This is a genomic window from Streptomyces amritsarensis (assembly GCF_001953875.1).
Lineage (GTDB): Bacteria > Actinomycetota > Actinomycetes > Streptomycetales > Streptomycetaceae > Streptomyces > Streptomyces amritsarensis.
Genome location: NZ_MQUR01000151.1, coordinates 1 through 11,250, shown reverse-complemented (window position 1 = coordinate 11,250; position 11,250 = coordinate 1). Strand labels below are relative to the sequence as shown.

7 protein-coding genes are annotated in these 11,250 nt (G+C 72.8%); 6 read left to right on the top strand and 1 reads right to left on the bottom strand.

Annotation, left to right across the window (positions count from 1 at the left end; all coding sequences use genetic code 11):
- Positions 1 to 288 precede the first annotated feature (288 nt).
- A complete protein-coding gene (locus AVW11_RS34105; RefSeq protein WP_076046957.1) occupies positions 289 to 741 on the top strand; it encodes a GNAT family N-acetyltransferase in 453 nt (150 codons plus the stop codon).
- Positions 742 to 1,554: 813 nt separating this feature from the next.
- Here the strand turns inward: AVW11_RS34105 and AVW11_RS34100 are convergent.
- Positions 1,555 to 3,177 carry a CocE/NonD family hydrolase gene (locus AVW11_RS34100; RefSeq protein ID WP_076046956.1) on the bottom strand — a complete coding sequence of 541 codons (1,623 nt, stop codon included), beginning with the start codon at positions 3,175 to 3,177 and terminating at the stop codon, positions 1,555 to 1,557.
- A 329-nt stretch (positions 3,178 to 3,506) separates the two neighbouring features.
- Between AVW11_RS34100 and AVW11_RS34095 the strand changes: the two genes are divergently transcribed.
- Genes AVW11_RS34095 through AVW11_RS34070 form a run of 5 tightly spaced genes read left to right on the top strand, consistent with a single transcriptional unit; the run spans position 3,507 to position 11,008 of the window.
- Positions 3,507 to 4,394 carry a TIGR03084 family metal-binding protein gene (locus AVW11_RS34095; RefSeq protein WP_076046955.1) on the top strand — a complete coding sequence of 296 codons (888 nt, stop codon included), beginning with the start codon at positions 3,507 to 3,509 and terminating at the stop codon, positions 4,392 to 4,394.
- Positions 4,391 to 6,337, top strand: a complete 1,947-nt coding sequence (locus AVW11_RS34090; RefSeq protein ID WP_107423379.1) for an acyclic terpene utilization AtuA family protein — start codon at positions 4,391 to 4,393, stop codon at positions 6,335 to 6,337. Before AVW11_RS34095 ends, AVW11_RS34090 begins: the two co-directional genes overlap by 4 nt.
- Positions 6,334 to 7,932, top strand: a complete 1,599-nt coding sequence (locus AVW11_RS34080) for an acyl-CoA carboxylase subunit beta (protein WP_076046954.1) — start codon at positions 6,334 to 6,336, stop codon at positions 7,930 to 7,932. Before AVW11_RS34090 ends, AVW11_RS34080 begins: the two co-directional genes overlap by 4 nt.
- An 8-nt stretch (positions 7,933 to 7,940) precedes the next feature.
- A complete protein-coding gene (locus AVW11_RS34075) occupies positions 7,941 to 9,851 on the top strand; it encodes an ATP-binding protein (RefSeq protein ID WP_076046953.1) in 1,911 nt (636 codons plus the stop codon).
- Positions 9,848 to 11,008, top strand: coding sequence for an acyl-CoA dehydrogenase family protein (locus tag AVW11_RS34070; RefSeq protein WP_076046952.1), 1,161 nt, complete (start codon positions 9,848 to 9,850; stop codon positions 11,006 to 11,008). The genes AVW11_RS34075 and AVW11_RS34070 overlap by 4 nt, the downstream gene beginning before the upstream one ends.
- The last annotated feature ends 242 nt before the right edge of the window (positions 11,009 to 11,250 follow it).

Here is an 11,250-nt window from a genome sequence, read left to right as displayed (position 1 = left end):
TCGCGTCGCTTCGCGATGTCGCTGCGCTCCACCCTTGACCGACCGTCCCGCCCCGGAAATCCGAAAGACTGCCGGGAAGCCCCCAAAGGGACGGGCCGGGGGATCAAGACACCATCGGGGACATCAGGGATGCGCGGGCGGCGCCCGCAGCGCCCCAAATCGCTACGCGCTCCTGTCAGACGGCGTCTGCGAGCCTCTGGGGCTGGGCATAGGCCGCCATCGATCGCTACGCGCTGTTCGATCACGCGTCCGCAGACCGTCCGGGGCCGGTCACTCTAGAGTCGAAGCATGAAGATCACCGTGCGGTCGGCTGTTGGAGCGGACCTGCCATCCTTGCTGGCTCTCTATGGTGAGCTGAATCCTGATGACGCGCCGCTGTCTCGGGAGAAGGCTGATGCCGTGTGGGCGGCCATCTCCCGTCAGCAGGGGCGGACGGTGCTGGTGGCGGATGCCGAAGGCGACGTGGTCGGCACCGCCGACTGTCTGGTCCTGCCCAACCTCACCCGTGGTGGTCGGGCCATCCTCTTCGTGGAGAACGTCGTGGTCGCCGAGGCATCTCAGCGGCGAGGCGTAGGTCGCGAGCTGATGCAAGCCGCTGTGCAGCTGGGTGCGTCGACCGGCTGCTACAAAGTGCAGTTGCTCGCAGCCGACGACGAATACGTCCACACCTTCTACGAGTCGTGTGGCTTCCAGGCCCGCGCGGAAGGCTTTCGCCGCTACATCGAACAACACGACGGGTGATCCAACCCCCGGATGGGGAGGAAAGCCTCAGATGACGGCCGAGGCGAAGCCAATCCAGGTCAGCGTGAAGACGCGCCTCAAAGAGCCTCCAATATGTTCTAATTGCCCATGATTGGGCGGGTGGTTGGGGTGGCGTCTTGGTCTTGTTGGGGGTTGGCATCGGCTCAGCCGATGGATCGCCCCTCCGCCCCTTCGAATCACCCCCCTCTCCCAGCCCCAAACGAGGGCCGGACGCGGTCTCGGAGAAGCGCGTAGCGATCGGTGGCGGCTTATGCCCAGCCCCAGAGGCTCGCAGACGCCGTCTGACAGGAGCGCGTAGCGATCTGGGGCGCACCGGGCTCCCGCCCGGGCCTCTCCGACACGCCGATGGTGTCTTGATCCCCCGGCCCGTTCCTTTGGGGGCTTCCNNAACTCTGATCCCGCCCCGCGCAGACCCCGCCCCCGCACTCCCGCTGTGCCTTCACTCTCGGCCCCGTCGAAGTCGTGCTCCCGTGTCGCTCCGACGCCTTCGCTCCCGGCCTGCCGAGACCCCGCTCCGGCGTTGCCGTCGCGCCTCTCACTCCCGCCCCCGCCCAAACCCCGTCCCCGTGCTGCCGTCGCGCCTCTCACTCCCGCCCCCGCCCAAACCCCGTCCCCGTGTTGCCGTCGCGCCTCTCACTCCCGCCCCGCCCAAACCCCGTCCCCGCCACCACCCCACACCCTTCACTCCCGCCCCGCCAAAACCCCGCAACCGGAGCGGTGTCCCGTGCGTCCTCCCTGGAGCGTGCGCCCGCCCGGACGGCCGCGGGGGACCGGCTGGGCGGGCGTACGGCATCAGCCGAGGGGGAGGTCCAGGTACGACGGGGTGGCCTCCGGGGAGGTGAAGGCCAGCGTCGCGCGGGGCAGGTTGGCGTCGGCGTAGAACGGGTCGCGGGCGTCGATGACCAGCATCAGGCTGTGGCCGCGCTGCACGTCGTACGCCGTTGCCTGGAGTTCGATGTCGGCGCAGATGAGGCTGTCGGGCGGCGACTGGAGGTCGCTGTACGGGGCGTGCGTGACGAGGTGGGCCGAGCCGTCCGGGGCCGTGTCGAAGAGGTAGGCGACGAAGGTGGAGCCCGGGTTCGCCGCCCGGTAGGTCACGCGGAGCCGGGGCGTGCCGCGCAGCCGGACCGTCTCCGCGGCCGGTTCGGTCGTCCAGACGGCGGCGACGGTGCGGTCCATGTCCTCGGTCAGGTAGGTCTTCGGGCGGCCGGCCATCTCGGCGTACCCGGACTCGACGACCTTGTCGGCGACGGTTGCCGGGGTGTCCATCCCGCACAGCACGGTCGACGTCCAGCCGGCTTCCGCCGCCGGGCCGAGTTCGCCGCTGTCGGCGAGGTAGAGGCGTTGCAGCTGTTCGGTGGCGGAGGGCCAGGTGGGGCGCTGTTCGAGGGTTTTGCTCCACATGACCTCGCCGACGAACTGCCCCTCGTCACCGATGCCGTTGTCGATGTCCTTGAGGTGGTGGTCGAACCAGCGGTGGGCGTCCGTCCAGATGCGGTTCGGCAGGCCCAGGACGCCTGACATCTCGGGGCCCGAGTGGTCGCCGATGGAGAGGGCGAGGCGTTTGGGCCCGGTCAGTTCGTTGAACATCCGCACCGTCTGGTTGGGCGGGAAGAGCGTCTCGTGCCAGGCGTGCGAGAAGAAGACGGGCACGTGGCGGCGGTTGAGTTCCTTGATGTGGGTGAAGGGCGAGCGGACCTCGGCCCAGCGCAGGGTGCCCCGGACGTCGCTGCCGGTCAGGACGTTGTCGAAGACGCTCTGCGTCTGGGGGCTCAGGCGGGCCTTCGCGGCGGCCCTCAGCAGGGCCTGCACCGCCGCGACGTGCCGGGTGGAGTTCTCGTAGAAGGCCTCCCCGAGGTCGCCCCAGGTGCTGAGCGCGACCACGGCGTCGACGCGGGTGTCGTGCGCGGCGACCAGTTGGCTGATGCCGGAGCCGTAGGAGTCCCCGAGGAAGCCGATCTTCGTCACGGGGCCCGTGCTGCGTTCGATCAGGTGGTCCAGGGCGCGGCTGCCGTCGGCCACGTCGAGCGGGCCGGCTACGTCGACCTGGCCCTCGGAGCCGGCGAAGCCGCGGGCGGTGTACGCGATGACGTTGTAGCCGCGGGTCGCGAACAGGGTGGCCTGGACGGCGTACGCGAGCCAGCCCAGGGCGGTCCAGGGCGAAGGCATGACGATCATCGGGCGCGGCTGGGCCCCGGTGTGCCGCCAGAGTGCCGCGTCGAGGAGGTCGCCGTCGGCTCCGGTCACCTTGCCGCGGGTGAAGACGACGAGGGCGCGCGCCTCGGCGACCTCGGCGGCGCGGGCGGGCGGCAGGCCGGTGACCTCGCCGCTCTCCAGCGCGGAGACGAAGGCGCCGAGGGTGGTCGCGTCGAGTTCGGGATAGAGCGAGAAGGGAGGTTGGGCGGCTGGGGTCACGTCAGTTCATCCTCTGCGTCGAGTGACATGAACGTGGGTGCCCGCCCGGGCCCGGTGCGGAGCGTTCAGTATCGACGGGACATCCGGTGACGTATCGCGGGTTTGCGGCTTACGGCCTGAATCGCCCTCCGCGGTTCCCGGCGCGGGCGTGCCGCGAGACCTGCGGGCGGTACGGATATGGATCAACTGCCGGGGGATTCAGGGGCTTTGGTGCGGTGGCGGGAAGGCGTCACCCCGCGCGGCGCCCGGTCGGAAAATCATGCAAGCGTGCTTGATTGTTTTCTTGTGTGGTGCCAGTCTTCCCCTCACGCCGAGAAGGGGAGCGCACCGTGCCCGATCCGTCCGCCGCCGCCGACGACGCCGTCGCCGTCTTCACCGATCTGCGCGAGGAGGGGCGGGAACTCGACTCCCTCGTCGGGCGGTTGCCCGCCCCGGAGTGGGCCCGGCCCACGCCCGCGCCCGGCTGGACCATCGCCCACCAGATCGCCCACCTGCACTGGACCGACCGGGCCTCGCTGCTCTCCCTCACCGATGCCACGGGCTTCGCCGTCATGGTCGAGGAAGCTGTGAAGGCTCCCGACTCCTTCGTCGACGACGGCGCGCGCGAGGGCGCGGCGCTGCCGCCCGCCGAACTGCTCACCCGCTGGAGGGACACCCGCGACGCGCTCGCCCAGACTCTGGCCGCGGCTGAGCCCGACACCCGTTTCCCCTGGTACGGGCCGCCGATGAAGGCCGCCTCGATGGCCAGTGCCCGCCTGATGGAGACGTGGGCGCACGGCCAGGACGTCGCCGACGCACTGGGCGTGCGCCGCACGCCGACCGCGCGGCTGCGGCACGTGGCGCGCATCGGCGTACGGGCCCGGGACTACGCCCACGCCGTACACGGACTGCCCGCACCCGCAGGGGAGTTCCGGGTCGAGCTGACCGCTCCCGACGGCGCCGGAGTCTGGGCGTACGGTCCGCCACAGGCCCCGCAGCGGATCACCGGCCCGGCCCTCGACTTCTGCCTGCTGGTGACCCGGCGCGCCCACCGCGCCGACCTGGACCTGACCGCGACCGGCCCCGACGCGGACCGCTGGCTGGACATCGCCCAGGCCTTCGCCGGCCCGGCCGGCGCCGGACGCGAACCGGGCGCGGGACGCAAGCCAGGCGCCGGACGCGAGCCAGGCGCGGGACGGGGCCGGGGAGTCGGACGGGGCCGGGGAGTCGGACGATGAGCCGGAGGCCGCTGCGCATCGGCAACGCCTCCGGCTTCTACGGCGACCGCTTCAGCGCCCTGCGCGAGATGCTCACCGGCGGCCCCCTCGACGTGCTGACCGGGGACTACCTGGCCGAGCTGACCATGCTCATCCTGGGCCGGGACCGCCTGAAGAACCCGGACCTCGGCTACGCCAAGACCTTCCTGCGCCAGTTGGAGGAGGGCCTCGGGCTCGCGCACGAACGGGGCGTACGGATCGTCACGAACGCGGGCGGTCTGCATCCGGCCGGACTCGCCGACGCGGTACGGGCGCTGGCCGCCGAGGTGGGCGTGCCCGTCTCCGTGGCCCACGTCGAGGGCGACGACCTCACCTCACGCGAGGACGGCGCGCTGACGGCCAACGCCTACCTCGGCGGCGCCGGGATCACCGCCTGCCTGCGGGCCGGCGCCGACGTGGTCGTCACCGGCCGGGTCACGGACGCGGCACTGGTCAGCGGCCCGGCGGCCTGGTGGTTCGACTGGATGCCGGAGGACCACGACCGGCTTGCGGGGGCGGTGGTCGCGGGCCACGTCCTGGAATGCGGGACCCAGGCCACCGGCGGCAACTACTCCTTCTTCACCGCCCACGACGTCCGGCGCCCCGGCTTCCCGCTCGCGGAGATCTCCGCGGACGGCTCGGCGGTCATCACCAAACACCCCGGCACCGGCGGGGCCGTCACCACCGGCACCGTCACCGCCCAACTCCTCTACGAGACCCAGGGCGTGCGCTACCTGGGCCCGGACGTGACCGCCCGCCTGGACACCATCCGGCTGACCGACGTCGGCGCCGACCGGGTGCGCATCACGGGAGTGCGCGGGGAACGCCCGCCGGCCTCCCTCAAGGTGGGCGTGACCCGGATCGGCGGCTGGCGCAACGAGGTGGTCTTCGTCCTGACCGGCCTGGACATCGAGGCGAAGGCGGAGCTGGTCCGGTCCCAGCTCGCCGAGACCCTGGAAGGCGTCGCCGACGCCGCCTGGACCCTGGCCCGTACCGACCACGCGGACGCCGACACGGAGGAGACGGCGAGCGCCCTGCTGCGCCTGGTGGTCCGCGACCCGTCCCCGGACCGGGTCGGCCGCGCCCTGACCTCGACGGCCGTCGAGCTGGCCCTCGGCAGCTACCCGGGCTTCCACGTCTGCGCCCCACCCGGCCCGGCCCAGCCCTACGGGGTGTTCGCCTCGGCCTTCGTCCCCGCGGACGAGGTCCCGCACACCGCGGTCCTCCCGGACGGCACCCGCCTCCACATCCCGCCCCCCACCCCAACCCCCTCGACGAAACCCCCCGCACCCCCAGTCCCGCCGGCGGAGCCTCCCGCACCCCCAGTCCCGCCGGCGGAGCCTCCCGCACCCCCAGTCCCGCCGGCGGAGCCTCCCGCACTCCCAGTCCCGCCGGCCGAGCCTCCCGCACTCCCAGCCCCGCCGGCGGAGCCCCCTGCACCCCCAGTCCCGCCGGCGGAGCCCCCTGCACCCTCAGCCCCGCCGGCGTTTGAGGCGCGGGGGTCCGGGGGCGGAGCCCCCGAAGGGGTCGGGGGCGCAGCCCCCGCCGGGGCCGGGGCGGAGCCCCGCCAGAGTGTCCGCGCCCCGCTCGGGGCGCTGGCCGGGGCCCGCAGCGGAGACAAGGGCGGTGACGCCAACGTCGGCGTCTGGGTCGGCTCCAGCCCCGCCTGGGACTGGCTGCGCGAGACCCTGACCGTCGACCGGTTCCGGGCCCTGCTCCCCGAGACCCGCGGCCTCGCCGTGCAGCGGCACGAACTCCCCAACCTCCGCGCCCTGAACTTCACCGTCACCGGCATCCTCGGCGACGGCGTCGCCTCGGGCCACCGCTTCGACCCCCAGGCCAAGGCCCTCGGCGAATGGCTGCGCGCCCGCCACCTCGACATCCCCGCCCACCTGCTCCCGCCCCCGGAGGGGACCGGCCCATGACCCGTCTGCGCACCACCGTCGACCCGCACGCCCCCGAGCACACCAGGGCCCGTACGGCCGCACTGGAGCGCCTGGCCGCCCTCGACGCGGAGCACGCCAAGGCCCTGGAGGGCGGTGGGGAGAAGTACACCGCCCGGCACAAGAAGCGCGGCAAGCTCCTGGCGCGCGAGCGCGTGGAGCTGCTGCTCGACCCCGACACGCCGTTCCTGGAGCTGTCGCCGCTCGCCGCCTGGGGCAGTGACTACCCCGTCGGCGCCTCCATGGTCACCGGCATCGGCACGGTCGAGGGCGTCGAGTGCCTGGTCACGGCCAACGACCCCACCGTCCGCGGCGGCGCCAGCAACCCCTGGACGCTGAAGAAGGCGCTGCGGGCCAACGAGATCGCCCGGCAGAACCGCCTCCCCGTCATCAGCCTCGTGGAGTCCGGCGGCGCCGACCTGCCCTCCCAGAAGGAGATCTTCATCCCGGGCGGCGCGATCTTCCGCGACCTCACCCGGCTGTCCGCCGAGGGCATCCCGACCGTCGCGGTCGTGTTCGGCAACTCCACCGCCGGAGGCGCGTACGTCCCCGGCATGTCCGACCACACCGTCATGATCAAGGACCGTTCCAAGGTGTTCCTCGGCGGTCCGCCCCTGGTCAAGATGGCCACCGGCGAGGAGAGCGACGACGAGTCCCTCGGCGGGGCCGACATGCACGCCCGCACCTCCGGGCTCGCCGACCACTACGCCCTCGACGAGTACGACGCCATCCGCCAGGCCCGCCGCATCGTCGCCCGCCTGAACCACCGCAAGGCCCACCAGGATCCGCCGGAGGCCGAGGAGCCCCACTACGACCCGGAGGAACTCCTCGGGATCGTCCCGCCCGACCTGAAGACCCCCTTCGACCCCCGCGAGGTCATCGCCCGCATCGTCGACGCCTCCGACTTCGACGAGTTCAAGCCGCTCTACGGCACCAGCCTCGTCACCGGCTGGGCCACCCTCCACGGCTACCCGGTCGGCATCCTCGCCAACGCCCAGGGCGTGCTGTTCAGCGCCGAGTCGCAGAAGGCCGCCCAGTTCATCCAGCTCGCCAACCAGCGCGACATCCCGCTCCTCTTCCTCCACAACACCACCGGCTACATGGTCGGCAAGGAGTACGAACAGGGCGGCATCGTCAAACACGGCTCGATGATGATCAACGCCGTCTCCAACTCGAAGGTCCCGCACCTGTCCGTGCTCATCGGCGCCAGCTACGGAGCCGGCCACTACGGCATGTGCGGCCGCGCCTACGAGCCCCGCTTCCTCTTCGCCTGGCCCAGCGCCAAGTCCGCCGTCATGGGCGCCCAGCAGCTCGCCGGAGTCCTCTCCATCGTGTCGAGGCAGTCCGCCGCCGCCAAGGGACTCCCCTACGACGAGGAGCAGGACGCCGGGATGCGCGCCTTCGTCGAGGCGCAGATCGAGTCCGAGTCCCTCCCCATGTTCCTGTCCGGGCGGCTGTACGACGACGGGGTCATCGACCCGCGCGACACCCGTACCGTCCTCGGCCTGTGCCTGTCGGCCGTCCACAACGCCCCCGTCGAGGGCGCCCGTGGCGGCTTCGGCGTCTTCCGGATGTGAGCCCGCACATGACGAACCTGACCTCCCTCCTCGTGGCCAACCGGGGCGAGATCGCCGTACGGATCTTCCGTACCGCCCGCGACCTGGGCCTGGCCACCGTCGCCGTCCACTCCGACCCGGACGCCGACGCCCTGCACGTCCGTGCCGCCGACGCGGCCGTACGGCTGCCGGGCGCGGCCCCCGCCGACACCTACCTGCGCGGCGACCTGGTCATCAAGGCCGCGCTCGCCGCCGGAGCGGACGCGGTCCACCCCGGGTACGGCTTCCTCTCCGAGAACGCCGACTTCGCCCGCCAGGTCCAGGACTCCGGCCTGACCTGGATCGGCCCGCCCCCCGAGGCCATCGAGGCGATGGCCTCCAAGACCCGGGCCAAGGAACTGATGCGCGCCGCCGGCGTCCCGCTCCTCGACCCCGTCGACCCGGCCGCCGCGACCCCCGCCGACCTGCCCCTGCTGCTCAAGGCGGCCGCGGGCGGAGGCGGCCGCGGCATGCGCGTGGTCCGCGACCTGGACGCCCTGGAGGAGGCCCTCCACGCGGCGTCCGCCGAGGCGGCCTCCGCGTTCGCAGACGGCGAGGTCTTCGCCGAGCCCTACGTGGAGCGCGGCCGTCACGTCGAGGTGCAGATCCTCGCCGACGCCCACGGCACCGTCTGGGCCCTCGGCACCCGCGACTGCTCCCTCCAGCGCCGCCACCAGAAGGTCATCGAGGAGGCGCCCGCGCCCGGCCTGCCCGACACCCTGCGCGAACGGCTCCACCGCGCTGCCGTCGCCGCGGCCCGCGCCGTCTCCTACCGCGGAGCGGGCACCGTCGAGTTCCTCGTCACCGCCGACGGACGCCCCTACTTCCTGGAGATGAACACCCGCCTCCAGGTCGAACACCCCGTCACCGAAGCCGTCTTCGGCCTCGACCTCGTCGCCCTCCAACTGCGCGTCGCCGAGGGCGCGGCCCTGCCCCCGGAGCCCCCCGAGCCCACCGGCCACGCCGTCGAGGCCCGCCTCTACGCCGAGGACCCCGCCCAGGACTGGCGCCCCCAGACCGGCGTCCTGCACACCCTCGACATCCCCGGCCGGGTCCGCGTCGACACCGGCTTCACCGACGGCGACACCGTCGGCATCCACTACGACCCCATGCTCGCCAAGGTCGTCGCCCACGCCCCCACCCGTGCCGAAGCCGTACGCGCCCTCGCCCGCGCCCTCGCCGGAGCCCGCATCCACGGGCTCACCACCAACCGCGCACTCCTCGTCGGCTCCCTGCGCCACCCGGAGTTCACCGCCGCCCAGCTCGACACCGGCTTCTACGACCGCCACCTCGCCACCCTGACCGAGCCGGCCAAGGACGTCGGCGCCGCCGCTCTCGCCGCCGCCCTCGCCGAGGCCGCCCCCGCCCCGGGCGCACCCCTCGCCGCCCGCCTCGGCGGCTGGCGCAACCTCCGCTCACAGCCGCACACCCGCCGCTACGCCACCGCCGGCACCGAGTACGAGGTCCAGTACCACCCCGTCGACCACCCCGGCGTTCGCGTCCTGGCGGTCGAGCGGCACCTCGTCACCCTCGAAGTCGACGGCATCCGGCGGATGTTCCACGTGAAACGAAATTCGAACAACACCGAGGTCTACGTCGACTCCCCGCTCGGGGCGCACACCCTCACCCCCGTCCCCCGATTCCCCGACCCCGAGGACCGCACCGAACCGGGCTCCCTGCTCGCCCCCATGCCCGGCACCGTCGTCCGCGTCGCCGAGGGCCTCGCCCCCGGCAGCCCCGTCACCGCCGGGCAGCCCCTGCTCTGGCTGGAGGCCATGAAGATGGAGCACCGCATCCTCGCTCCGGCCACCGGCACGCTCACCGCGCTCCACGCCGCCACCGGCCAACAGGTCGAGTACGGCGCCCTGCTCGCCGTAGTCCAGGAGGAACCGCAGTCATGAGCCCCACCATCGAAACCGCCGAACACCAGGCCCTGCGCGCCGCCGTTGCCGCCCTCGGGCAGCGCTACGGCCGCGAGTACCTCGCCCGGGTCGCCCGCGAAGGCGGCCACCCCGACGAACTGTGGGCCGATGCGGCCAAGCTCGGCTACCTCGGCGTCAACCTCCCCGAGGAACACGGCGGCGGAGGCGGCGGCATCGCCGAACTCGCCATCGTCCTGGAAGAACTCGGGGCGGCGGGCTGCCCCCTGCTGATGATGGTCGTCTCGCCGGCCATCTGCGGCACGGTCATCGCCCGCTTCGGCACCGACGACCAGAAGCGGACCTGGCTCCCCGGCCTCGCCGACGGCAGCCGCACCATGGCCTTCGGCATCACCGAACCCGACGCCGGATCCAACTCCCACCGCATCACCACCACCGCCCGCCGTGACGGCGACGACTGGATCCTCACCGGACGCAAGGTCTTCATCTCCGGCGTCGACATCGCCGACGCCACCCTCATCGTCGGCCGCACGGAGGACGCCCGCACCGGACGCCTGAAGCCCTGCCTGTTCATCGTCCCGCGCGACACCCCGGGCTTCGGCCGCACGGTCATCGACATGGAACTCCAGGCGGCGGAGAAGCAGTTCGAACTCACCCTGGACGAGGTACGCCTGCCCGCCTCCGCCCTGGTCGGCGACGAGGACGCGGGCCTCCTCCAGCTCTTCGCGGGCCTCAACCCCGAACGCATCATGACCGCCGCGTTCGCCATCGGCATGGGCCGCTACGCCCTCGCCCGCGCCGTCGAGTACGCCAAGACCCGCCACGTGTGGAAGGAGCCGATCGGAGCCCACCAGGCCGTCGCCCACCCGCTGGCCCAGGCCCACATCGAGCTGGAACTGGCCCGCCTCATGACGCAGAAGGCGGCCGCCCTGTACGACGCGGGCGACGACATGGGCGCGGGCGAGGCCGCGAACATGGCGAAGTACGCCGCGGGCGAGGCCTGCGTCCGCGCGGTGGACCAGTCCGTCCACACCCTCGGCGGCAACGGCCTCACCCGCGAATACGGCCTGGGCTCCCTCATCACCGCCTCCCGCGTGGCCCGCATCGCCCCGGTCAGCCGCGAGATGATCCTCAACTTCGTCTCCCACCAAACCCTCGGCCTCCCCAAGTCGTACTGACCCCCCCCGTGGTGCCCGGCGGGCGGCTCGGCGGGTGTACGGCTCGCTCCCGGCGGGGGGTGTCGTGCGGGCGGCTCGGCGGTACCCCTCGGCTCGGCGCCGGGCCAGTGGGTGGTGCTCGGGGGTGTGCGGCTGGATCCCGGTGCGGGGTGTTGTGGGGGTGGTTCGGCGGTGTGCTTGGCGGGGTGTGGCGGGGCTGGGTTCGGTCTGGGTCGGGGGGCCGCCGCCGGGGTGTCTCCTCG

Bases quoted from the DNA above. Each gene is read 5' to 3' on its own strand.
- AVW11_RS34105 (WP_076046957.1), top strand. From the start codon at position 289: ATGAAGATCACCGTGCGGTCGGCTGTTGGAGCGGACCTGCCATCCTTG.
- AVW11_RS34090 (WP_107423379.1), top strand. From the start codon at position 4,391: ATGAGCCGGAGGCCGCTGCGCATCGGCAACGCCTCCGGCTTCTACGGC.
- AVW11_RS34080 (WP_076046954.1), top strand. From the start codon at position 6,334: ATGACCCGTCTGCGCACCACCGTCGACCCGCACGCCCCCGAGCACACC.
- AVW11_RS34075 (WP_076046953.1), top strand. From the start codon at position 7,941: ATGACGAACCTGACCTCCCTCCTCGTGGCCAACCGGGGCGAGATCGCC.
- AVW11_RS34070 (WP_076046952.1), top strand. From the start codon at position 9,848: ATGAGCCCCACCATCGAAACCGCCGAACACCAGGCCCTGCGCGCCGCC.